Genomic DNA, 23,444 nt, shown 5'->3' with positions numbered 1-23,444 from the left:
AACCGGCGCTGAAGTTAAACTGAGCATAACACTACCTCCCGTTAAAATGATTCCGGAAGTATCTTTTTATCACGCTAATAACGCTATCTATGCAGAAGGAGTATTGAAATATAATACCCTTGGGTGAGTTCAGAGCACCCAAGGAGTATTTAAGCAGGATCAGACCATTATTTCCGGGTCAGATAAACACCGCACTCGAGGTGGTGGGTATAGGGAAACTGATCGAAGATCGCAAAACGTTGCAACTCATGGGTCTGGGTCAATTGTTGCAAATTATTATGCAGCGTTTCCGGATTACAGGAAACATAAACAATATTGTCATACTCGGCCACCTGTTTAACGGTCTCATCATCCAGCCCGCTGCGCGGTGGATCGACTAACACCGTACTAAAATTATAGGTACTCAGGTCAACCTTACTCTGTTTCAGGCGACGGAATTCACGTACCCCTTGCAGGGCTTGGGAAAACTCCTCGCTGGACATCCGCAGAATCTTAACGTTATCCACCTGATTGGCGGCGATATTATATTGCGCCGCTTCAACCGACACTTTGGCTATCTCGGTGGCGATCACCTGATCAAAGTTTTGCGCTAGCGCCATGGTGAAATTGCCATTACCACAATACAACTCAACCAGATCACCACCCGCGTTTCGCGTCACATCCTGCGCCCACTCCAACATCTGAATGCAGACACCACCATTCGGTTGAGTGAAGCTGTTTTCAACCTGTTTGTAAATCAGCTCACGACCACCCACGGGCATCTTTTCAATGGCGTAATCTTGATCCAATATAATTTTGGTTTTACGGCTACGACCAATAAAGTGGATGCCAAAATGCTGTTTCAACTTTTTCGCTTCTTCGGTCCAGGCCTCATCCAATGGTTTGTGATAGAGCAAGCTGATAATCACTTCACCGGACAGAGTGCTGAGGAAATCCACCTGAAACAGACGACGGCGTAACAGTTCATTCGGTCGCAGATAGTCCAACAGCTTAAACATCACCTGCTGGATCGGTTCAGACACCATCGGACAACTTTCTAAGCGGCTGTGCTGATGCTTATCGCCGGGTTGGAACATCACGTAGTAAAGATCATCACCCTCATGCCAAACACGAAATTCGGCGCGCAAACGATAAGCGGTTTTCTCGGATTCAAACAGTTCGATATCAGGCGGACAAAAATCGCTAAACTGCTGTTCGATTTCAGCTTTCTTTTCGCTCAGCTGAGCATCATAGCGGGACGGATCAACAACAGGCAGCGCCATCTAAACCTCGATAGAATGTAAGGGGAAATAGGCCGCGCATTCTACCAGTACGCCCCCATCACTCCAAGCGTTCAATAGGGTTTAAAAACCCTGGCCTACGCCGGAATACAACTGTGAGGCAAACTCTTCAGACATCTGCTGCCAACGCGATAGATTATTCTGTAACCCCAAACGAGTAAGATACTTCTGACTGATGCGACTACAGATACGACATTCATTGATATTTACCACATCGGGTAAAATAGAGTCCGCCAGATGCACCGCTGTTAATGGCGTGAATTTTTCACTGGTGGTGGCGTTCGGGTTAGAGTGATACAACACCGCCTCAACCACCTCTGGGGATAAATTCCACAGCCCCAACATATAAGCCCCCACTTCCATATGGTTCACACCAAGGCGAAGTTTTTCAATTGCATAGAGAGGCTGATTCAGCGCCGCCGCTTCTTGCAGTACGGCACTATAGTGCTCAGCTTCACGGGTAGCGATCACTAGCATACCGATATCTTGTAACAGTGCGCCCAAAAATGCTTTATCGGCGATATCCGGGCTAACCCGCTGTTCACGGCAAATGGCTTGAGCAAAACGCCCTACCACCATTGAGCGGTCGAAGAGGTTTTCAAAAGAAAATCCAGACCAACTTTTACTCTGGGGAAAATGTTCAAACAAACGCGACACAAGGAACAGATCTCGCACCTGGCGCACCCCAAGAATCACCACCGCATCTTTAATTTTGAATACTTTATTGCTGAGCGCAAAAAATGCCGAATTAACCAGCTGTAAAATCTTCGCACACATGGCCGGATCTCTTTCGATGATCGCAGCAATATCTTCAGCCCGGGTTACATCCGATGCCAGCGCATCATTCAAGGCAATATAGACCCCGGGTAATGATGGTAAACGTTCAATCGCACCAACATATTCGCGGATCGCCGGTTTCTTCGATGCCTGCAATAGATGAAAGCTTTCTCCAACCTCTTTGAAGAGTTCACCAACGGCAGAGGTAAACAGGAGCGAACGGTGACAAAGCTCCGACGCTTTAGCCACTTGCGGTGGATGTAGACCATCATTCAACATAACCCGGACCACCCCAGGATGATGTTCGACCACCTTACGCAACCAGTGGTAACGAAAATCAAAATTTTCCACCGATAACTGCACCACAATCACTCGATAATCACCGCTATCAAGCATCTGTTCAGCTTGTTCAGGCTGTTGTGCTAAATCGATAGTGACCTTACCTTCTAATGTGGCCGGAATCGCATTCAGATCAACTAACGGCTTACCGAGCCAGAGCACGGCAACCTGATCTTCTTTTAGAATGTACTCGAACATAGTCCTCTCCATCGGCTCATAGAACCCTCTCTTTATTCAGCTCCATGCCCAACGATCATACTTATCGACGCATAACACAGCCGCAAAACGGTATTGAGGTTGCCACTCATGATCCAGACGTATTATTCAGACGCTCATTAAGTTGTAGTCTTATTTACCCAACTTGCCAATGATGACTGCCCACTATAGTGAGAATATTCGCTGCACCTGGATTCCTCTGGCGAACAAAAAAGATCCCCTTTATGGCTGTATTCTCAATCATTTAAGAGTAAAATTGCGCGCTTATCTCTGAACCTAGACCTGCTCTGAATCATGACTGACAAACAACGTAAGATTCTTGTTACCAGCGCTCTGCCTTATGCCAACGGCCCTATCCATCTGGGACACTTGGTAGAGTATATCCAGACTGACATCTGGACACGCTTCCAAAACCAGCGCGGCAATCATTGCACCTACGTGTGCGCCGATGATGCCCATGGCACCCCCATTATGCTTAAAGCTGATCAAATGGGTACCACGCCAGAAGCGCTGATTAATCAGGTAAGCCAAGAACATCAGCGTGATTTCGCAGGGTTTATGGTGGGTTTTGATAACTACTACTCCACCCATTCCGAAGAGAACAAGCACTTCTCATCATTGATTTATAGTCGCCTACGTGATGCCGGTCATATCGATCGTAAAACCATCACGCAAGCCTACGACCCCGAAAAAGAGATGTTCTTGCCAGACCGTTTCGTCAAGGGTGACTGCCCGAAATGCGGCGCGCAGGATCAATACGGCGATTCCTGTGAAGTCTGTGGCGCAACTTACAGCCCGGTCGACATGAAGAACGCTTATTCCGCGGTCTCGGGTGCTAAACCGATTGAAAAAGAATCTGAACACTACTTTTTCAAACTGGGTGATTTCGAAAAGTTCCTGCGCAACTGGGTCGATACTTGCGTCCAAGAGCAGATGATTCACAAGCTCAACGAGTGGTTTGAATCCGGTTTACAAAACTGGGATATCTCCCGCGATGCGCCTTATTGGGGCTTTGAAATCCCCGATGCGCCGGGTAAATACTTCTATGTTTGGCTAGATGCCCCCATCGGCTATATCGCCAGCTTTAAAAACTGGTGCGATAAAAACGATGTCGACTTTGACGAGTATTGGAATAAAGATTCCGACACCGAGCTGTATCACTTCATCGGTAAAGATATCGCTTACTTCCATACCCTGTTCTGGCCAGCCATGCTTGAAGGTGCGGGTTTCCGTATTCCCACCAAAGTATTTTGCCATGGCTTCCTGACGGTTAACGGTCAGAAGATGTCCAAGTCTCGCGGCACCTTTATTATGGCGGAGACCTATCTTAAACATCTGCGCCCAGAATACCTGCGTTATTACTTCGCCGCGAAGCTGGGTTCCGGTATCGATGATATCGATTTGAGCCTAGACGATTTCCGTATGCGGGTGAATGCCGACCTGGTTAACAAAGTCGTCAATATCGCCTCCCGTTGCGCTGGCTTTATCTACAAGAAATTTGATGGCCAACTCGGTAGCACATTAGCCGAACCGTCGCTGTATGATGAAGCGATCGCCTCTGGCGAATTGATTGCCAATGCCTATGAAGCGCGCGAATACGGTAAAGCGATGCGTGAGATCATGCATCTCGCCGATAAAGCCAACCAGTATATTGATGCGGCTGAACCTTGGGTGCTGGCGAAACAGGACGATAAACAGCAGCAAGTTCAAGACTGCTGCACCATGGGCATTAACCTGTTCCGGGTGATTATCTCCTATCTGGCACCCGTACTGCCTCAGGTCGCAGACGATACCGCCGCCTTCCTGAACATCAATGGTTTTGCGTGGGATGCGATTAAAACACCGCTGCTAGATCATCAGATCAACAAATTTAAGCCGCTAATGCAACGGGTTGAAGAAAGCAGCATTGAAGCAATGATCGAAGATAGCAAAGCAACACTAGCCGCTATCGCAGCGACTACCCCTGCGGCGCCAACGGCAGTTAAAACTGAGTTAGAGAAAGACCCAGTGGCCGATGAAATCACTTTTGATGAGTTTGCTAAGGTCGATCTCCGAGTTGCGCTGATCGTCAAAGCGGAACATGTGAAAGGTGCCGATAAACTACTGCAGCTAACGCTGGATATCGGTGGCGAAAACCGCAACGTCTTTGCCGGTATCAAATCTGCTTACAACCCCGAAGACTTGCAAGGCAAACTGACCGTCATGGTAGCCAACTTGGCACCGCGGAAAATGAAGTTTGGCATGTCTGAAGGCATGGTGTTGGCAGCAGGCCCCGGTGGTAAAGACCTCTGGATACTCGAACCCCACGAAGGCGCACAGCCGGGCATGCGGATTATGTAAACGGTCTTTATCACCGTTATACCATTATGATTAAAGGCACTGTAGAGTGCCTTTTTTATTGAGGAGTCGATATGGCACAGGAAATTGAACGCAAGTTCCTCGTGGATATAGATAAAGTCGATCTACCAAAGCAGGGTCTAACCATCTGTCAGGGTTATATTCAAACGGCCGATAAAACCACCGTGCGCATCCGCATCATGGGCGATAAAGCGTTTCTAACCCTCAAAGGGGAAACCCACGGCTTCTCGCGCAGTGAGTTTGAATATGAAATCCCCGTCAGCGATGCCCGCCAGATGCTCGATGAGCTCTGCAAAGGCCCCGTGGTCGATAAAACCCGCTACCTGATTCAGCATCAACAACATCTTTGGGAGCTGGATATCTTTGCCGGCGACAACCAAGGGCTGATCGTCGCCGAAGTAGAACTGAGCAGCGAAACAGAACAACCGGTACTGCCCGACTGGATAACCCAAGAAGTGACCGGCGACAAGCGCTATTACAATTCGAACCTGCTGACCCACCCTTTCAAAAACTGGTAACCCGATGAGCACAGTACACCCGTTCGAACATCTCACCCCAAGTTTTATTCAGGATGCCATTGAAAGCCTCGGCTATCTTTGTGATGGGCGGGTATTTGGCTTAAATAGTTATGAAAATCGCGTCTATCAGATTGGCATTGAAGAAAGCGAGCCGTTGATTGCAAAGTTTTATCGCCCTGCCCGCTGGAGCAAAGAACAGATTCTCGAGGAGCATCAGTTTTGCTTTGAGCTACTGGCGCAAGAGCTGCCCGTGGTTGCACCGTTAATCCGTGATGGGGAAAGCCTATTTTGTTATGGCGACTTTATGTTTGCCCTGTTCCCTCGCAAGGGCGGTCATGCACCCGAACTGGACAATATGGATAACCTCTTCACCTTAGGACGAATGCTCGGTCGCATACACACCATCGGCGCCAGTCGCCCCTTTATCCACCGGCCAGCCATCGATATCGCTAGCTATGGCCATGAAAGCGCTAAACTAATCAGCGAACAGTTTATTCCCGCTGAACTGAAAACCTCCTACGACACTCTCACCGCAGACCTACTCAAGCTGATGGAGCAACACTGGCAAGTTTGCCAGCCCATCAACCACATCCGAGTCCACGGCGACTGCCATATCGGCAATATGCTCTGGCGGGATAATGCACCACATTTCGTTGATTTTGATGATGCCAGAATGGCACCAGCGATTCAGGATATCTGGATGCTACTCTCCGGTGAGCGGGACAGTCAGCAAGCCCAACTATTGGAGATTATTGAAGGTTATCGTGAATTCTGCGACTTTAACCCAGCGCAACTACGATTAACCGAAACCCTACGTACTCTGCGTATTATGAATTATGCCGCCTGGGTCGCTAGACGCTGGGAAGATCCCGCGTTCCCACACAATTTCCCTTGGTTTAATACCGTGCGCTACTGGAGCGAACATATTCTCGAATTGAGAGAGCAACTGTTTGCCCTGCAAGAGCCGCCATTACAGCTGTATAATTAACGCCCGCCCAAAACAGCCTTTATTAAATATTAAACCCCGAACAAGCCCTGCATTTAAGGGCGTTCGGCCTACTAAGGATTAAAGCGGTTAACTTTTACCCAACACAAACCACTGACCACAGCTTTCCACTCCAAACTCCCCATCCCGTTCTTCTGCTAAGTCAGCCAGTTGATAGAAAACAGCTCGATTCAAGAGTCCCTCCATGCCATAGCGCACCATCAGATAGGGTGAAGGTTCATCACTATCCTGGGCCGTTTCGACACGTAACGGATGCTCCGCCGATGCCACCACCACATCATCGGTGGATGAGGTAAACACGAGCTCCTGCCCCTGCGACCCTTGACGCACATCTAGGCCAACAAAGAAGAACGGTACATCTTCAACCTGTATGCCTACTTTTTCGACCGGCGTGACCAAAAAGTAACGCTCCCCTTCACGCCATAAAATAGTCGAGAACAACGTCACCATCGCGGGGCGCTTGATCTGCCCACCCTCATGAATCCAACGTCCATCGCGCGTAATCTGTATATCTAGATCACCACTGAAATCAGGTTTCCAAAGATGCACCGGCGGCAATGCACGGCGCTTTTTATGATCACCTTCCAACTGTTGCTGTATAGAACTCAGGTCCGGTTTGCTCTCGTTCACGACGTATCCTTGGCTATCTAAAACGGGTTTATGGGTATTGTATTTCAGTTGTCATTAAATCGGCTCATATTGACTGCAAAAAATTTCACCTTATAACTTAAACACATGAAAGACATTCATTGTTAGAATAGATCGTACTTAAAAAGTAAAACACAGCCGTCAAAGCATCGACGCACAGTAGCGAATACGATTTAGCCAGCACAAGCGATCGATTCGCGAGAAACATATTTGATTTAGCACCTGATTAAGCATATACGGATACCCTGATGAGCGACTCACAATTGAAACAGAAATTCGCCGACCCAAAACGCGGCGTCTATTTTATTGGCACCACCCCGCCGAAGTCTTCTGTTTCTATGGCACAGGTATCCGAGATAGGCACCAAGCTGCTCGAACGTCTCGAGCAGATCGATTACGATGGCGTGATCGTCTATGACATTCAGGACGAAAGCAGCCGAACCGATAAGCCTCGTCCGTTTCCTTTCATGAACACCCACGACCCACGAGATTACTCTGCCATTCTGCGAGAAAAATCTGGCCGCCCGGTGATCACCTATAAGAGCGTTTCTCAGCGCAGCCGAGATGACTTTGATCAGTGGCTAGACCGTGCTTGGTGTCCCCATGGTGTTCGTGATCTGGTGTTAGTTGGTAGCCCCTCCTCTGACGGGGATATCAAGCTGACCCTGCCACAGGCGTATGCCTCAATGCAGGAACACAGCCTCAACTTCAACCTCGGTGGCGTCACCATTGCAGAGCGTCATGCCAGCAAAGGCAACGAGCACCTACGGTTGCTAGAAAAAAGCGCCCAAGGCTGTGAATTTTTTATCTCACAAGCAGTGTATAACCCTCAAGCCACTATTGACCTGCTGAGTTCCTATGCCCGTGAATGTAAAGAACGTGGTTTAGCACCCAAGCGGATTATTCTCACCTTCACCCCTTGCGGTAGCGCAAAGACACTCGAATTTATGGAATGGCTCGGCATCTCAGTCCCTCAAGCGACCTGCCACCGAATCCTTGATGCGCATAACCCGCTGGGCGAATCGATCCGTATCTGTCGCAATAATCTTGATCAGATTCTTGAGGCCTGTGGCGGCCTAGGTATTCCGTTGGGACTGAACATCGAAAGCTTAACCAACCGAAAAGAAGAGATAGACGCGGCGATTCGCCTGTATAAACTTCTCAAAGCCACACTGGATTTGAAACTCGCCGAACTAGAACTATAATCTCAAAACAATTCACTCTCTCTTCTGTCAAATCATTGAACCAGAAAGAGCCCCATGTAAACAATCAACATATGCCTTAACCCCCGTGCTTACGGGGAACACTCTTTCAGCTCAATGCCGAGTTTGGCCAGCAGCGGTTCATCCCCGTGCTTACGGGGAACACATCTCAGCCAACGGCGCCGGCCGCTGATCCCGCGGTTCATCCCCGTGCTTACGGGGAACACCTTCAGGTAGCCGAACTGCTGCCCTGTTAAATCGGTTCATCCCCGTGCTTACGGGGAACACATAAATGTTTCAACAGTCTGTTGCATTGGTGACGGTTCATCCCCGTGCTTACGGGGAACACCTGATCTTTATTTAGAGTAACGATAGTAGTGTCGGTTCATCCCCGTGCTTACGGGGAACACCTGAGACACGACGACTGGACGCTGAGAATGAGCGGTTCATCCCCGTGCTTACGGGGAACACTGAGCTTTTGTGCCTACGTACTCGGCAAAACCCGGTTCATCCCCGTGCTTACGGGGAACACTACTTGGCGGAAATTGCGCAACGCACTGATCGCGGTTCATCCCCGTGCTTACGGGGAACACGTAAAAACAATGCGTAAAGTTAATAAAAATGTACGGTTCATCCCCGTGCTTACGGGGAACACGGCATCGCCCTTTTCTTTAACGGCACCAACCAGCGGTTCATCCCCGTGCTTACGGGGAACACTAGCTCATCGGCCTGCGAGCTTTCGAGCATCTGGGTTCATCCCCGTGCTTACGGGGAACACCGTTTAACCTAACGGGAAGTTCTCCGGGGGGTCGGTTCATCCCCGTGCTTACGGGGAACACGATTATCGCTAAACTCCATTTTTTTAATAAAACGGTTCATCCCCGTGCTTACGGGGAACACCCTGCAAGTAGCTCGCGACATCATCCAGACCGCGGTTCATCCCCGTGCTTACGGGGAACACTTCAAATCTGAATATGGTCATGAGTTTGATGACGGTTCATCCCCGTGCTTACGGGGAACACGGATCTATTTCAACGGCCAGCCGCTTAACGGGCGGTTCATCCCCGTGCTTACGGGGAACACTGATATCCATAAGCAATCAGTTTAGAAGCATACGGTTCATCCCCGTGCTTACGGGGAACACCCAAGTTCATCGACGGTGAGTTTCTCAAACTGCGGTTCATCCCCGTGCTTACGGGGAACACAGATCAAATTCAACCGCGTCATGATTGGCATGCGGTTCATCCCCGTGCTTACGGGGAACACTACTGTGTGTTGAACACAAATACCATCAGGTTCGGTTCATCCCCGTGCTTACGGGGAACACGGGAAGAGTTGAGCCTCGACGACTTGTAAGCCCGGTTCATCCCCGTGCTTACGGGGAACACCGCAGATGTAACCGCCACGTCTAGCGCGTTTACGGTTCATCCCCGTGCTTACGGGGAACACAATACTGTTGGCTTTTTCATTGTCTATCGCTCCGGTTCATCCCCGTGCTTACGGGGAACACTAACTGCACACTCTCAAGGTCAGCCAGAGTATCGGTTCATCCCCGTGCTTACGGGGAACACGCGCTCTTGGATCTTCTGGCGGTAGTTCAGGGCGGTTCATCCCCGTGCTTACGGGGAACACTATAGAAAGTGGGACCTTCAAAACTCGCTAGACGGTTCATCCCCGTGCTTACGGGGAACACGTCGCTATGGGTGTTCGCTGGGTGAAAGCAACCGGTTCATCCCCGTGCTTACGGGGAACACCTAGTGCGTAGCACGACATTATAACGCAGGGTCGGTTCATCCCCGTGCTTACGGGGAACACTAGTATTTCAATGAAAAAAACAACAACAAATACGGTTCATCCCCGTGCTTACGGGGAACACGAGCAAGAGAAGGCGAACGGCTTTCCGTCTGGCGGTTCATCCCCGTGCTTACGGGGAACACTAGCGATCACAACTGCAGTCTTCTCAATGTCTCGGTTCATCCCCGTGCTTACGGGGAACACGAGCGCTATCAGAAATGGGTTAACACTCAGCACGGTTCATCCCCGTGCTTACGGGGAACACATGGTGACAGGTGAAGAGGGTGAACTGGGTCGCGGTTCATCCCCGTGCTTACGGGGAACACTGGATAATCACGCGATTTTGATTTTTTTAGATCGGTTCATCCCCGTGCTTACGGGGAACACAGCGTAAGTTAGTACCCCATCCTCTGCTGTCTCGGTTCATCCCCGTGCTTACGGGGAACACTAAATCGTGACATGTCACAGCAAGCCGAACTGCGGTTCATCCCCGTGCTTACGGGGAACACTCAAATTCTGAATATAAAAACCAACGATACGCAGGTTCATCCCCGTGCTTACGGGGAACACTCGCAGCGGCAGCGGCAGAACCGGCAACAGCTACGGTTCATCCCCGTGCTTACGGGGAACACTGCTAGATCAGCATTGATCATATCGATATTAGCGGTTCATCCCCGTGCTTACGGGGAACACTCTAAATGTACATGATTGTATTTAAAGGATAAATCATTCCTTAAGAAATCTACCAAATTGTTAAAGAGCGAAGATGAATATCTTATTCGTCTTGAGGAAGAAATCGAACAAGCCTCAAACCATCGAAATCTATAGGCACCCGCCGGTTTTTTCCGTAAGTGATAAAATCAAAACCTGATTCTGTATTGGTGGCCCAGACCATTACCACGTTGCCCTCCTCAGCAAGTTCAATAACCTGAGCCCAGATCATTTCACGTATTCGACGAGAGACGTCACCCACATAAACGCCCGCCCGAACTTCCAATAACCAAACGGCTAGACGTCCTCTTAATCTGGGTGGTACCGCTTCTGTCACCACCGTCAGCATACTCATGGTTATTTACTCCGATGCCCTGCATCACCGATCGTTTCCGGTTCGGGGATAGCTGGCGGCTGAGCATCTGCTGGGGCTACGGGAAGCGCAATCTCACCAGCAGCTAGAACCTCTTCAATTAATGGAATTAAGCGTTTTAGCAACTTACTCGTGCGGAAAATCTCACGACAGGCGATCCTTACTTCACGATCAGGCTGTCGTGTTTTGGTGGCTGCTATTTTAAAAGCAACAGGAACAACAGTTTCAAACTTCACCAAATCAGCAATATCGTAGATAAAAGAAAGTGGTTTACCGGTATGAACGAAGCCTATCGCGGGGGCATAGCCAGCGGCCAATACCGCCGCTTCGGTGACACCATACAAACACGCCGTTGCCGCACTTAAACATTGATTAACGGTGTCGCCTTTATCCCAATTTTTAGGGTCGTATCGGCGACCGTGCCAAGTAACATTGTATTGCTTTGCTAGCATTGCATAGGTTTTCCTGACTCTTGCGCCCTCGATCCCCCTCAGCTGCTCAACGCTTCTTCTTTCTGGTGGTGATTCACCAAAACGAAGCTCAAACATTTTTCTGACGACTCTGAGGCGTAACGACTCATCCAATGCCAATTTTGCCTGATAAAGTAGACGATCAGCACGGGCACCTCCTGGTTGCCCGGCTGAATATAAACGCACTCCGGCCTCACCGACCCAAATTAATAAAGTGCCGGTTGTCGCCGCCAACTTGACTGCTGCATGGCTTATTCGTGTGCCAGGCTCCAACATCAGGCAGACAATAGAGCCTACGGGAATATGCATCCGCTCACCATTCACTTCATCAATAACAACAAACGCGCCATCACGAACATCGATACGCCCCATACCCACAAAAATCATGGAGTTACGATCCTTGATTGGAATCGGTTTTAACGGAACAAAGGCCATATTTATCCTTTTTGCTCAGGCAGCAGATGAGAGCTGGATTTAACTAACACCTTCATTTGCTGGATAGCTAAATCATTAAGCTGAACAATGCGCTCTGGTTGACTTAATCCTTGTCGAATAAGATAAGCATTCATAGATTCCAAATTAGCGAGGCAAACTAATTGATGAACATTGGCATGATCACGCATATTGCCTTTTTCACTCGAATTTTCTTCACGCCATTGCTTTGCGGTGAGACCAAACAAAGCCACATTAAGCAGGTCAGCTTCGCTGGCATAGACCGCTGATACTTGTTGTTGGCTAAGCAGATCAGGAATTAAGTGTTGCTGAATCGCATCGGTATGAATTTGATAATTAACTTTGGCCAAGTTGCGTTTAATGTCCCAACCAAGCTGCTCGAATTCTTGCTCCTTGAGACGCTGGAACTCTTTGATGAGGTAGAGTTTGAATTCAACTGAGATCCAGCTGGCAAATTCAAAAGCGATATCCTTTTGAGCGTAGGTACCACCATAGCGACCCGCTTTAGATATAATGCCAATGGCCGCTGTGGTTTGTATCCATTGTTTCGGGGTTAAGGTAAAGCTGTTAAGACCCGCCTCTTTTTTAAAGTCCTCGAATTCGAGGACTTTAAAACTCGGGTTATTAAGCTGTTCCCAAATACCCAAGAACTCAATCGTATTTCTATTTCGTATCCAATTGCCAATGATATGAGCAGCTCGATCACTGCCCTTATATTTGGCGATATCGGTAATGCAGATATACTCAATACCATCCTTGGTGTTTGTTGAAATAGTTTGGTCTAATACCTGCAGTTTTGATTTCATGGCTCATCCTTGTCTGTTTCTGCATCAATTTTTGTTCAACAGATATTCACCTTTCACCAATGCTTTGAACAAAGGCAAATCATGCTGATATTTTCTTTGAATGCTTGAGTATATCAATTTAGCCTCTGCATCTAGTTCCTCGATTGCTGACCGTCTTAGTTCGCCAGCTTCTTTACGATCTACATCTAAAAGAATGTTTTGAATTATCTGCTGGGTATTCGATACAAACCTATGCATTGCTTGATCTTTAATGCCCGCTACAAAGTTTTTATCGTACCCAATACCAAACATCTTGTTCAGTGCCTGTGACAATTTATCTTTTTGACTTAGTCCCGCATCGACCACCTGAGTTATTCTACTCAGGTGATTGCTTAATGAAGAGGGCATGGAATACAAATCGTAAACGCGTCCAAGGATAGATCCCTGATCCGCTATATTTCCTCCAACCAAAAGGCTCGTTCTGCTTTGACCAGAAATTTCCTGATATTGACGAACGATATAGGCCGGTTCAAACATTGCCTTATCCGTTTCTTTACCAACTATATAGCTGGTTAGCTCCTGCCAAGATTGCCAATTCTGATCCCTAGCACACACGGCATAAACGCCATCTTCTCTCACTGATCTAGGAGTATAGGGATGAGGCCACCAACCAGCGCCGGCATCTCTGCCCGCTTTAGTAGAACCATAGCTACCCTTATACTTTTCCCTCATAAATGTTGTGACAGACTGTTCTGATTCACAGCCGCAGACATCGCAGTGACATATTTTATCTTCAACAATAAAATTAATATGGTAAGCCAGTGCAAACAGCCCCCGAATTAAGCCAATTTTTTGTGCCTGATAAAGCCCCCCTAGTAATGGAGAAATCCACATTGGCTTATTATCTGCTTCCGAATCCAATTCCGCATACTTATCAAATAAATCTGTCGCAACTATGTTACTGAAGACTGTTTGCTTTAAACCATCACCTGCAATCAGGGTAGAAATAGCTCCACCTCCCCGAATTCCTGTTGCGCCAGTAGGTCCAAAACATTCTCCTTTGATATTCATATGCAAGTTATAGTTAAGGACATGTGAGCAGTCTGGACAGATTGTCTCAGCATCCTTTACTTCAGAAAATAACCCTATTGCATTTGGAGAAGTACCACACTCAATACCTGACAGCATTTTTGTAATAGGCGCACTTGGATTTTTGGCATTAACAGGAGGCGAGGAACGCATAAAACAATCACCTTCAAACCACTCCGAATGCATCTCAGATAATTTTCGATCGTACTCCTCACACGTAATCCCATTGATAAGGTAGTGCTGCAACTGTTTTGTATCAGGCTGTAAAACGGCTGTCGCTAAAGAACTTAAAAGTTGCAGCATAGCCAGCTGGATTTCATCAAAGTAATACTGAAGTTGATAGTCTTTATCAGTGGTTAGAATTGTTTTCAGCGATACTTTGCCATGATTGGTTGAGACAAAATCATCCTTAAGTAGATTCATCATTGTTTTCCTTCTCAATCTGCCCCCTGGGTGAGGCACAAACATGCACGGTACGCATGGCATATTTTCTTGGTTCGCTAGTAGTTTTATCTCGTACCTGTAGCGTAGCCACCTTATTCACACCAGCAATATCACTAAAAATCTGCCCACCTAAGCCAAGATTTTTTAACGCATTCGCGGGGTTAGCTTCTTCCAATATGAGTTCAAACAAAGGACGAGTTAACGGGCAAGACTTACGTCCCTGAAAGACCGAAAAAACCGGTTGTTTTACTTTTGCAGCAAGATGCTTAACCAGCTTGTCATCGCCACTGATAGCGAAGGTATGCGCCGAATCACACCAATACTCCCGATACGTTGGTTTAGTACCGTTTTGAATCTTCCCCTGTGGGCTGCGAAAATTCTGAACAGTGTGATAATCCACCATTTTTTCGCCACACTGATTAACCTGAACGGCAATGTCCAACTGCTCAGACAATTCAAACAGCTCTCGGTGTCGGTCACGGGTAATTCCCAAAGCGGCCCCCAATAAACCCAATACAGCAGACCGCGTCGGAAAATGGTTAACTCGGCGATGGATATCAAAGGTCTGCAAGCCGTAGGCTGACATACCTTCTGTTTTCAGAATTAGGGTTCTGGTTTTCATGAAAACCTCCTTAAAACTGAATATCGCTAATTTTACTAACCCAGATTATTTGATCACTTTTTGCTGTTTCAGTCAGGTCTAAACCCATTGCTTTGGAATCAATATCATAAGCATTTATTAACTTTTCATAGTGTTTAATTAACTCTTCAATCGACCGTTCCATTACTTCACCGCTATTGTCAATCGGTTTACGAAATGCGTTGGCAAGTGACAGTGGCTGATCCGACTGAGTGACCAAAACAAAATCCGCTTGGTTATGAGCGGCAAATACCTTTTGTTTTGCTGAGGGAGTCACTTGTGCGAAACACCGCACTATTGTTTTAACGATGGGCGCTACATCTGCAATGGTTGCTTTTACATTTTCAGCTAACAGATCAAGATTAATAGAGGCGTAGCGATAAAAAACACCTGAGCTGAATTCTGTAGTGCCTATATGACCAGAGCCCTGTTCTGCTAGATCATCACATGCAGTAAACCAATCCACCTCAATATCTGCGCTATGCGTTGTTATACTATGAGCGACACTCATAGCAGCCTCGACATTACGATCAGGGCAACTGGCGTCCATGCGTCCTGAGAGCGCGACATCAAAGGTTGGAATATGAACCGTTTTCTTCAACTCTTTTAGGTCTATTCCAGCTTGAACCATATTTACTGCTTCTCGAATCGCGCCTAATGCGTAAGGCTGTACAGCATCGAAATAACGGTGTATCTCAGCCGTTTCTTTATCTTTCTCTTTTTTTACTTTAGACCCCATATTCAGCAATACATCTTCAATTAATTTCTTATCAATATCCGGCATCTGCTCGATACAAAGCTGCAATAACTCATCAAACTTATTGGTACGAATAGATTTTTCTTCTACTGCATTAACATAAAGGTCACTCTGACGAATTGAACGTTTCAAACACTGACTTGATATGCGGCTGCGAACACTACCGCCAAAAACCGCTGTTTTTTGCAGACCAGAATCATCACGATTCATCATAGAAGAAGGATGAGAAATCAAGGTATGGATATTTATAAAAGTTGTCATCAATAATTCCTTTTAGATAATCAGTTAGCTTCAAATTTTTCAGTATTCGCAAAGATAAATTCTTTAAGAAGTTGTCTTCTCGCATTATCACCCCAGTACTGGGCTAGCTTACCCAGACTCTCAAGGTTAACGCCCTTACAACGCACCAGTTGTCGCTTCAGATAATCAATGCCATTATCGCCACTTCGGGTGATTTGTATCACCTGCCCTTCTTTAACTCCGGCCTGAATCAAGGCGCGTGCTACAGATAAGCCTTCGCCGGAAGGCTCAACCTTACAGTGCAGCAATAAATACAGAATACGTTGCGTTTGTTTGTTATCTGCCACCTTAGCGAGGGCCAATATCCGAAAATATGCTGGTGTGTTTGCTAAAGAACCTAAGTTACAACGTTTCAACTCAGCCAAATCCCCTTTGGATAGCGTTTGCATAGCTTTATAAATGTCCTGATACATAAACTCTCCTTTCAGCTATATACGAGCAAGTGATAACAAGCCAGCGCCTGCATGCTTCTTACGACCGATACCCATGACCAAGGCCTGCTCGACAGAATGCGGATTTAATACCTGTAGTATTCCTTCGAAACAAACAAAACGGCTGCTATATGAATTTTTACTGCTAACTAGAAAATCATCCGTTGCCGTCACCTGAACATTTGCCCCAACCAATTTACGCTGCAGCCACTCGATTTGTGCTGATATATCATGAATCTCAATCACCTTTTTTCCTTGACTGAGGCATTTGGTTGGATAAGCCACTAACTTGAACTTGTAATAACTCCCTTCCGATAACTTGGTTGAAAACTGTTTGCTGGCCGTCACCTTTACAGAGTCACATGATTTAGGTGCTGTCGAAGACTGCAACAACACAATACAAGTGTTACCTCTTCGTTCTTCCACCCGAAACAAATGATCCCGCTTACGCTCGGGTGTATTAGGAAACAATTTCCAAACAGCCTGATGTTGCTCATATGTGTCATGGCTGTTAATTACAATTCTTGATAGATACATATATTACCTTCCTAGATTGAGTTCTTCGGCCACCTCATCACGAATGAACCCTAATTCGTTGTAGTGGATATCTCTTCCAACAATCGCTTTATAACAAAAATATTCTGAACATTTTTGCCCTCGTGCGTATTTCGGGGCCAAAGAAATTAAACTCCTTTCTCGGTCTTGCTGTTCATTAAAATCTCCACCATGTAATAACTCACCTTGCTCATTAAAGAGTACGACCGATACGCTCATTTCCCCGTCTCGGGTTAACAATGCACAACGCGGATCGACATCATTAAGTGGTCTCGATTGCATAGAACTGATCTGCCTTGCAGTATAATTACTCCCCTCCCCTTTTAATTCAAAGGCATCGGCTATTGCTCCTAATACTTCTGGTTCAGAATGGTAAGCATTAAGAGTATGAACAAACTTGATAGCGCTTCGGTAACAGTCAGGAAAAATCAACTCTGAATGCTGTTGAAGGAACTTCTGGGTACGGTAAAGCCAGCGTACATTCTGATAAACATAGCCGCTTCCCGAATAATGCTGTTGCGCCTGCTTGAGATCAGTTTCGGTTTCCAGCTCTGATTCCGGCACTAATGTGATAAATAATGGCTCGCGTATACTATTCGTTCGCTGCTGCAAGCTTGAATTGAGCCTATCATGTCGCCATAAACGCCCCATACGCTGCATCAGATATTCAATAGGCGCTATCTGACTGATCATAATATCGAAGTCGAGATCTAGTGATTGTTCGATTACCTGAGTTGAGATTAATAGCCGGCCCGAACGTTTAGCCTCTTTACCGTAATCAGACAACACTTGTTTTTCGATGCGTTCACGATCAGCAAAAGCATAGCGGGCATGAAATAAATCCACTGGATATTCAGGGTTTTCAGCAATGATTTTAAGATATAATTTCTGTGCATCAGCCACCGTATTACAGATAGCAGCCACCATGGCCCCCTGTACGACCCAACGGTGTATTTGGACTATCTGATCACTGCTGGGAAGGCAGTTTTCTGCTTGCCAGATATGTGTTTTGACAACTCTTTTTTTATTTACTTTCATACCTTCAGGTAATGGATATTCCTTTGTATTACCTAACAAATCTGTGTGAGTAACAAGGGGATATTCGTCAGAGCTAAATTTGCCTTTATAGCAAGACAATAACTTCTCTTTAGTATGCTCTGGCAAGGTTGCTGATAATAAAATCACGCTGCCATACGCCTGATGCTGACCTTTCAGCACCTGTTCAATTAACCCCATCATGTAGGGGTCAAAGCTATGAATTTCATCCAGAACCAATACTGACTTTCGGGTGCCAAAAGATCTTACAAACTGGTGACGTACACTTAAAACGCCCATCAATATCTGATCAATCGTCGCTACAGAAACAGCCCCTAGAAATGCCCGTTTATTGGACTGATGTAAGAACCCACTTTCATCTGACATATCTGATAATAAATATCTGGACTTCCCGTGAGCTAATGTCGGAAGCGCATCAGGAAACAATATATTTGCAGCTTTACCAATACGACTGAACAAACCATTTGCCGTAGCCTGTGTAGGCAACCCAAATACCACGCCATCAGCAAAGCCGGATTTAATTAAGGTAGACGCATATGCCAGTGCAAATTCCGTTTTTCCTGACCCCGTATCAGCTTCTACGATAGTTAGACCTGGTTTAAGGGGTAAATTATCTAATAAACATTGAACACCCCTGGGAGCGTAGCTGGGAAAGAGAAAGCGAAATCCTGCCCCCAGAATTTGTTCAATCATCCCCGTTTGTTTTAAAGCTGCTTCTGCTCGCGGTAAGGTATTTTGATAGTACTGAGCTAAATTCAAATCAACCTCAGTCGTAAAGTCAGTAATCGAAGAACCAATCCAATCTGCGACACTACACAACCCAGCTAACAGCGATATTTCTCTTACCTCAGGGATCGTATCCAACTGGCAAAATTGCAAACAGAAATGAATCCAGTCCTGCCTAGCGTGCATATCTAGCTCAATTAACGCTTCATCTGCATCCGGTTCAAAGTAATCGAAAGATACATCACAAAAGCCATGATGACCTGCAACCGCTTTCATTGCTTGGTTCACCCCGAAAACTTGGCAAAACTGCTGATAGCCACAAGAACCGTGAGAGTAATAGGTAGAGTCAGGTTCGACCTCCCAGTCGTCGCCTTGTAATGACTTTCTAATATCTTCCCTGAAATTTTGAAATCTAGCATCAAACTTACCCAAATCATGCAGAAGAATATAAAAAAGAATGATACGTTGAGCTTTTTCAGGTTCAGTATTCAGTTGTTTCGCAATTTGTAACAATAGCGTAGGCGATGTTTTTAACCATATTTCCGCTACAGCTGCCACATCCAAGCAGTGATACGGTAACAAATGATAATCAGCCCCTTCACTATCAGGGTCTTTTTTAGCTTTACCCCAATATTGCATATAGGGTGGAATAGATGTCATCGAGTATTCCCCTTTAAAAGCAGCCATCCTTGGCCTTTCCGTTTCCTTGATATCCTTTACCTTATTCCAACGTCCAGCTGTCATCCTGACTGGGCTTATTCAAACGCGTTTAAAGAAGCTCAGCAATGCTGGTTAAAAACACATGTCGTTTTTTAAGGCAGGTATTGTGAAATACGCTTGAGACATTCAGGTTCAATAATGATTTGTTGGGCTTCAGGGTTTTGATCATAGTGATCAAGCCGTAGGCGCTGAGTGAGATACATAACTAATGCAGCACGTACGGAGATGACACGCTGACCATTTTCCATTTGGTAATCCAGTTCTAACAACCGACGCTTTTGAGGGGCAAGCCTTGGATCTGGTTGGATAATTAGGTCTAGCCACGTATTCCACCGCTCGTCTTGCTCGGCTGTGCATGATGCAGGGCCTTCAAATTCAGCTTCGCCATTAAAACGGGAGAGTACGAAATCGCGAAAATCATTATTTTTTCCACAGTGGGCACGAACGTGCCAGCGGATGCCATCGAAAACTAAGCAATGGGGTGAGATGATGCGTGATTCATATTCGGGACTGCTGAGTGAGGTATAACCTATGTCGATTCTGAGCTTGTCGCGAATCGCCCGCATGATAGGTTGAACCAAAGAGGGTGAGATGTTTCGCAAAGGCGCGTCCAAGTAACAAAAACCTGTCTCAAAAATTGACAGGTAGTCGATACAACCGCTTCGGGCAAGAAGTTGACCATACTCATCAATATGCCCCTGAGTAAAACGCGGCTGAAAATCCGCAGTCGGTATATAGCCCTTTGCCGAGGCATCATATCTTAAATTATCGGGCGCATAATTTTGATAACAACCTACAATTTCTGAGGCTTTCTGCCGACTAATCTGCAGAATCTTTTGTAGATAGGTGGTATTGATTCGGCCTTCCCATTGGGCGAAGGTTTCGATTATCCGATAATGTTCAGCTTCCTGATAACTGATCCTTGTCATATCCATTGCTTACCTGCATTCATTCCTGTGGATGGTATAACGTCATTAACTACGAGAGTCGGTCAAATCATGACACTCCCCTAACTCCATTCATCACCTAACCTATATTCCTCTCCCCAGAGAGGCTGTAAACTTACTTTACCGCTTTTTCATTACCCTCTTTGTTTCATTCGTTGCGGCCATCAATTGAGCCCGCCAAGTTATCAGGTTCAGCGCTAATAGCCTTTAGCTGCACAAGCGCATCCGTGAATTGCTGGTATTTCTCCGGCGACCAGATAATCTTACGTTGCTGAAAGTCGATTTTATATTGACCACCACCGAGGATATCCATGCCTAAAAGCCCATCAAAGGCTTGCTGGCCGGTTGTTTCAATTACCGCGGTGGATTTATTTTCAATCCGATAGGGCCCGAGTTCAACTCGATCAAACACCACCCGTTCGGTTTTGATAATGCCGCCACCAGCCACCTGTGCATAACTGGAATTACGGCTGGCGATATTCAGTGAGCTAACCCCGTCACGATGAAGTACGGTCATACTCGCGCCGGTATCGAGCAACAGGTGTAGACTGGCTTTACGCCCCCGCCAAACAACATCCACCGGCACCAATACTTGGTTACCAATAATTTTCACGGGGGTTGTCATTTTAGCGATGGTGCTTTCTAACTTACGAATCTGCTGCTTGCGTTGAAACTCATTACTGAGCTGCTGCCGACTCACTTCACTGGCTTGTTTTTCCTCATCAGTTTGACGCTCAGTATCGATCGACTGACTTTTTTGACGGTACTGGGGCGGAATTTTATGTTCACTATCAACATAGACTTTGCGTCCATTGCCATCGGTATAATGAAAGATTTGTGCAGTGACAGTAGGCGAAAACGATACGCTCACGCAAAGTAAAAAAGATATCACATAGATAGATCGACACATCGTACCGGCTCCCTGTTATTGCATCACCGGCTCCTTGCCGCTATGTGATGACTCAATTCCAAAACTGATAAACACCATTTAATAGGAAAACCGCAACGATCGCTAGAAACAGCAACATGAAGCGCATCATCAAACAGAACTTACAGACTCTTTTTCTTTTCCTCTTTGGCACAGTCATATTAACCACCCGCCAATTTCACACGATAGCCCTGCTTTTCGAGTAGCTGCTTTAGCTTCTCTCGATGATCACCCTGTATCTCGATAATGCCATCTTTCAATGAGCCCCCGGTACCACACTGTTGCTTAAGCTTTTTAGCTAGCTCTTTAAGTGCTTTATCCGCCAATGGAACTCCGGCAATCGTGGTGACGCCTTTCCCTTTGCGACCCGAGGTTTCACGGCGAATACGGATCACACCGTCGAGGTTTTCCAAACGCTGCTGATCGGCCAGTTGATCGCAGATACATTGATCGACCGCCTCTTGGCAGCCCGGACACACTTGACCTTTTTCAGTAGAGAATACCAGGCCACTTAACTGATCACGCATTGACACTACGTTATACCTTCTTCATTGACAGAATAGAGTGAATTAAATAAAGCTTAGTTGACAGACATACCACCGATCTGACGCGCCAGATAGGCGGCGTAATTGTCGGTCATTCCGCCAATAAAATCGAGTACCCGCATATAAGAGGGGTACAATGGCCACTGGGGTTCTGGACTATGAATGCCCATCAAACTAATAATCTTTTGGCTGCGATAACTCAGCTGATCGCTGTTTTGAGTATGCAGTTCATAGGCCGCCGCACAAAAAGCATCTAACAGACTACCTAAGGTACTATAAGCGCCCACCTCAAGTTCTGCTTTACGGTTATCGGGAAACACGCGATCACGAGCTAAATTTTTGGCTTTCTCAAGCCCTTCTCGTACCCCAGGGTCACCGTCGGCCAGCAACTCTCCTGTATATTCACCGGCCATGATCCCCTCAAGGTTAGCCATAAAAGCCGAAACCGTTGATTCGACCATATTTTCCATTGCCATACCGCGCAGGGCCGAGATTTTACGCCGCGCAGAGGCCTGTGTGAAAAAGATCTGATCTTGGTAGTTAAGGTCACCGCAAATTTGCAGCATAATCGGCTTAATATCGTCAAAACCAAGAATATTTAACTCGATTGCATCTTCAAGATCTAAAATCGCATAACAGATGTCATCCGCCGCCTCCACCAAGAAAGCTAACGGGTGACGACACCAGTAGTCCTCACCGAGCTTAACCAAGCCCAATTCTCGTCCTAAGGCATTAAGAATTTCGCGCTCGGTGCCAAAGCAACTGAACTTGCCTTTTTTACCAGCTCGATCGACAGTCCAGGGGTATTTCAGCAGCGTCCCGAGGGTCGGGTAAGTCAATCGAAGACCGCCATCAAAGAGGTGATTTTCAATTCGTGTCACCACTCTAAAGCCCTGCGCGTTACCTTCAAAGGTCTGCAAGTCTAATAACTCGGCAGCCGATAACTCGTCGAGGTAATGTTTCGGTGCCTTATGCTTAAACCAATCGCGAATCGCATATTCACCCGCATGACCAAAAGGAGGATTACCAATATCGTGTGCTAAACAGGCCGACTGTACAATGGTGCCCAGATCATGGGGACTTATCCATTCGGGCAACTGATCAGCCAGCAGCTCACCCACCCGAATCCCTAAGCTACGCCCAAGGCTTCCCACTTCGATACTGTGGGTCAGACGGGTATGAATATGATCATTAAGCGATAAAGGATGCACCTGAGTTTTACGCCCCAGTCGCCGAAAAGCACTGGAAAATATAATGCGGTCATGGTCCTTGTGAAAATGGCTCCGCCCAACCTCTTTCGGGGTTAGATATTCATGGCCATAACGCTTGGTTGTCAGTAGTTTATCCCACTCCATGATACAGGTCCGTCAACGATT

The 23,444-nt window shown here is 46.6% G+C and carries 20 protein-coding genes and 1 CRISPR repeat array; of the genes, 4 read left to right on the top strand and 16 right to left on the bottom strand.

Annotation, left to right across the window (positions count from 1 at the left end; translation table 11 throughout):
- Positions 1-167 precede the first annotated feature (167 nt).
- Both trmA and ACN0T0_RS00165 read right to left on the bottom strand, forming a co-directional pair.
- Positions 168-1,262: a tRNA (uridine(54)-C5)-methyltransferase TrmA gene (trmA, locus tag ACN0T0_RS00170; RefSeq protein ID WP_417221876.1), complete on the bottom strand. Its 1,095-nt coding sequence runs from the start codon at positions 1,260-1,262 to the stop codon at positions 168-170.
- A gap of 81 nt (positions 1,263-1,343) precedes the next feature.
- A complete protein-coding gene (locus tag ACN0T0_RS00165) occupies positions 1,344-2,594 on the bottom strand; it encodes an HDOD domain-containing protein (RefSeq protein WP_417221875.1) in 1,251 nt (416 codons plus the stop codon).
- Positions 2,595-2,906: 312 nt separating this feature from the next.
- Between ACN0T0_RS00165 and metG the strand changes: the two genes are divergently transcribed.
- From metG to ACN0T0_RS00150, 3 genes are all read left to right on the top strand, one after another.
- Positions 2,907-4,952, top strand: coding sequence for a methionine--tRNA ligase (metG, locus tag ACN0T0_RS00160; protein WP_417221874.1), 2,046 nt, complete (start codon positions 2,907-2,909; stop codon positions 4,950-4,952).
- Between the two features lie 71 nt (positions 4,953-5,023).
- Positions 5,024-5,488 carry a CYTH domain-containing protein gene (locus ACN0T0_RS00155; RefSeq protein ID WP_417221872.1) on the top strand — a complete coding sequence of 155 codons (465 nt, stop codon included), beginning with the start codon at positions 5,024-5,026 and terminating at the stop codon, positions 5,486-5,488.
- A gap of 4 nt (positions 5,489-5,492) precedes the next feature.
- Positions 5,493-6,476: a serine/threonine protein kinase gene (locus ACN0T0_RS00150; protein ID WP_417221871.1), complete on the top strand. Its 984-nt coding sequence runs from the start codon at positions 5,493-5,495 to the stop codon at positions 6,474-6,476.
- Positions 6,477-6,563: 87 nt separating this feature from the next.
- On the opposite strand, the gene ACN0T0_RS00145 is transcribed toward ACN0T0_RS00150, so the two are convergent.
- Positions 6,564-7,124, bottom strand: a complete 561-nt coding sequence (locus ACN0T0_RS00145; RefSeq protein WP_417221869.1) for a DUF1285 domain-containing protein — start codon at positions 7,122-7,124, stop codon at positions 6,564-6,566.
- Between the two features lie 266 nt (positions 7,125-7,390).
- Between ACN0T0_RS00145 and ACN0T0_RS00140 the strand changes: the two genes are divergently transcribed.
- Positions 7,391-8,347 (top strand): hypothetical protein, encoded by a 957-nt coding sequence (locus tag ACN0T0_RS00140; protein WP_417221867.1) that lies wholly within the window; start codon positions 7,391-7,393, stop codon positions 8,345-8,347.
- 73 nt (positions 8,348-8,420) lie between these two features.
- A CRISPR array of direct repeats spans positions 8,421-10,831; the repeat unit is 29 nt; unit sequence CGGTTCATCCCCGTGCTTACGGGGAACAC.
- 82 nt (positions 10,832-10,913) lie between these two features.
- Here the strand turns inward: ACN0T0_RS00140 and cas2e are convergent.
- The 13 genes from cas2e to ACN0T0_RS00075 form a co-directional block, all read right to left on the bottom strand.
- Positions 10,914-11,204, bottom strand: a complete 291-nt coding sequence (cas2e, locus tag ACN0T0_RS00135) for a type I-E CRISPR-associated endoribonuclease Cas2e (RefSeq protein ID WP_417221866.1) — start codon at positions 11,202-11,204, stop codon at positions 10,914-10,916.
- A gap of 2 nt (positions 11,205-11,206) precedes the next feature.
- The gene (cas1e, locus tag ACN0T0_RS00130) at positions 11,207-12,127 is read right to left on the bottom strand and encodes a type I-E CRISPR-associated endonuclease Cas1e (RefSeq protein WP_417221864.1); all 921 of its coding nucleotides are present in this window, start codon (positions 12,125-12,127) and stop codon (positions 11,207-11,209) included.
- 2 nt (positions 12,128-12,129) lie between these two features.
- Entirely contained in the window at positions 12,130-12,951 is an 822-nt protein-coding gene (locus tag ACN0T0_RS00125; protein WP_417221862.1) for a KilA-N domain-containing protein, read from the bottom strand.
- A 24-nt stretch (positions 12,952-12,975) separates the two neighbouring features.
- The gene (locus tag ACN0T0_RS00120; RefSeq protein ID WP_417221860.1) at positions 12,976-14,442 is read right to left on the bottom strand and encodes a type I-E CRISPR-associated protein Cse1/CasA; all 1,467 of its coding nucleotides are present in this window, start codon (positions 14,440-14,442) and stop codon (positions 12,976-12,978) included.
- The gene (cas5e, locus tag ACN0T0_RS00115) at positions 14,429-15,085 is read right to left on the bottom strand and encodes a type I-E CRISPR-associated protein Cas5/CasD (protein WP_417221858.1); all 657 of its coding nucleotides are present in this window, start codon (positions 15,083-15,085) and stop codon (positions 14,429-14,431) included. The genes ACN0T0_RS00120 and cas5e overlap by 14 nt, the downstream gene beginning before the upstream one ends.
- 10 nt (positions 15,086-15,095) lie before the next feature.
- Positions 15,096-16,121: a type I-E CRISPR-associated protein Cas7/Cse4/CasC gene (cas7e, locus tag ACN0T0_RS00110; RefSeq protein ID WP_417221856.1), complete on the bottom strand. Its 1,026-nt coding sequence runs from the start codon at positions 16,119-16,121 to the stop codon at positions 15,096-15,098.
- A gap of 20 nt (positions 16,122-16,141) precedes the next feature.
- Entirely contained in the window at positions 16,142-16,573 is a 432-nt protein-coding gene (locus ACN0T0_RS00105) for a hypothetical protein (protein ID WP_417221854.1), read from the bottom strand.
- Between the two features lie 15 nt (positions 16,574-16,588).
- Positions 16,589-17,128, bottom strand: a complete 540-nt coding sequence (gene cas6e / locus ACN0T0_RS00100; RefSeq protein WP_417221853.1) for a type I-E CRISPR-associated protein Cas6/Cse3/CasE — start codon at positions 17,126-17,128, stop codon at positions 16,589-16,591.
- Between the two features lie 3 nt (positions 17,129-17,131).
- Positions 17,132-19,615: a CRISPR-associated helicase/endonuclease Cas3 gene (gene cas3, locus ACN0T0_RS00095; protein WP_417221852.1), complete on the bottom strand. Its 2,484-nt coding sequence runs from the start codon at positions 19,613-19,615 to the stop codon at positions 17,132-17,134.
- Positions 19,616-19,740: 125 nt separating this feature from the next.
- Positions 19,741-20,577, bottom strand: coding sequence for a WYL domain-containing protein (locus ACN0T0_RS00090; RefSeq protein ID WP_417221850.1), 837 nt, complete (start codon positions 20,575-20,577; stop codon positions 19,741-19,743).
- Between the two features lie 166 nt (positions 20,578-20,743).
- A complete protein-coding gene (locus ACN0T0_RS00085; RefSeq protein ID WP_417221848.1) occupies positions 20,744-21,505 on the bottom strand; it encodes a retropepsin-like aspartic protease in 762 nt (253 codons plus the stop codon).
- 179 nt (positions 21,506-21,684) lie between these two features.
- On the bottom strand, positions 21,685-22,050 hold the full coding sequence (locus ACN0T0_RS00080) for a translation initiation factor Sui1 (RefSeq protein ID WP_417223369.1): 366 nt from the start codon (positions 22,048-22,050) through the stop codon (positions 21,685-21,687).
- 53 nt (positions 22,051-22,103) lie between these two features.
- A complete protein-coding gene (locus ACN0T0_RS00075; RefSeq protein ID WP_417221846.1) occupies positions 22,104-23,423 on the bottom strand; it encodes a deoxyguanosinetriphosphate triphosphohydrolase in 1,320 nt (439 codons plus the stop codon).
- Positions 23,424-23,444 lie beyond the last annotated feature (21 nt).

The organism is Amphritea sp. (genome assembly GCF_048266285.1).
In the GTDB taxonomy this organism is placed as follows: domain Bacteria; phylum Pseudomonadota; class Gammaproteobacteria; order Pseudomonadales; family Balneatricaceae; genus Amphritea.
This window is presented reverse-complemented; position numbering and strand designations above follow the sequence as displayed.

Excerpts from the sequence above, each read along its gene's own strand:
- trmA (WP_417221876.1), bottom strand. The coding sequence starts at position 1,262 with ATGGCGCTGCCTGTTGTTGATCCGTCCCGCTATGATGCTCAGCTGAGC.
- ACN0T0_RS00165 (WP_417221875.1), bottom strand. The coding sequence starts at position 2,594 with ATGTTCGAGTACATTCTAAAAGAAGATCAGGTTGCCGTGCTCTGGCTC.
- metG (WP_417221874.1), top strand. The coding sequence starts at position 2,907 with ATGACTGACAAACAACGTAAGATTCTTGTTACCAGCGCTCTGCCTTAT.
- ACN0T0_RS00155 (WP_417221872.1), top strand. The coding sequence starts at position 5,024 with ATGGCACAGGAAATTGAACGCAAGTTCCTCGTGGATATAGATAAAGTC.
- ACN0T0_RS00150 (WP_417221871.1), top strand. The coding sequence starts at position 5,493 with ATGAGCACAGTACACCCGTTCGAACATCTCACCCCAAGTTTTATTCAG.
- ACN0T0_RS00140 (WP_417221867.1), top strand. The coding sequence starts at position 7,391 with ATGAGCGACTCACAATTGAAACAGAAATTCGCCGACCCAAAACGCGGC.
- cas2e (WP_417221866.1), bottom strand. The coding sequence starts at position 11,204 with ATGAGTATGCTGACGGTGGTGACAGAAGCGGTACCACCCAGATTAAGA.
- cas1e (WP_417221864.1), bottom strand. The coding sequence starts at position 12,127 with ATGGCCTTTGTTCCGTTAAAACCGATTCCAATCAAGGATCGTAACTCC.
- ACN0T0_RS00125 (WP_417221862.1), bottom strand. The coding sequence starts at position 12,951 with ATGAAATCAAAACTGCAGGTATTAGACCAAACTATTTCAACAAACACC.
- ACN0T0_RS00120 (WP_417221860.1), bottom strand. The coding sequence starts at position 14,442 with ATGAATCTACTTAAGGATGATTTTGTCTCAACCAATCATGGCAAAGTA.
- cas5e (WP_417221858.1), bottom strand. The coding sequence starts at position 15,085 with ATGAAAACCAGAACCCTAATTCTGAAAACAGAAGGTATGTCAGCCTAC.
- cas7e (WP_417221856.1), bottom strand. The coding sequence starts at position 16,121 with ATGACAACTTTTATAAATATCCATACCTTGATTTCTCATCCTTCTTCT.
- ACN0T0_RS00105 (WP_417221854.1), bottom strand. The coding sequence starts at position 16,573 with ATGTATCAGGACATTTATAAAGCTATGCAAACGCTATCCAAAGGGGAT.
- cas6e (WP_417221853.1), bottom strand. The coding sequence starts at position 17,128 with ATGTATCTATCAAGAATTGTAATTAACAGCCATGACACATATGAGCAA.
- cas3 (WP_417221852.1), bottom strand. The coding sequence starts at position 19,615 with ATGGCTGCTTTTAAAGGGGAATACTCGATGACATCTATTCCACCCTAT.
- ACN0T0_RS00090 (WP_417221850.1), bottom strand. The coding sequence starts at position 20,577 with ATGACAAGGATCAGTTATCAGGAAGCTGAACATTATCGGATAATCGAA.
- ACN0T0_RS00085 (WP_417221848.1), bottom strand. The coding sequence starts at position 21,505 with ATGTGTCGATCTATCTATGTGATATCTTTTTTACTTTGCGTGAGCGTA.
- ACN0T0_RS00080 (WP_417223369.1), bottom strand. The coding sequence starts at position 22,050 with ATGCGTGATCAGTTAAGTGGCCTGGTATTCTCTACTGAAAAAGGTCAA.
- ACN0T0_RS00075 (WP_417221846.1), bottom strand. The coding sequence starts at position 23,423 with ATGGAGTGGGATAAACTACTGACAACCAAGCGTTATGGCCATGAATAT.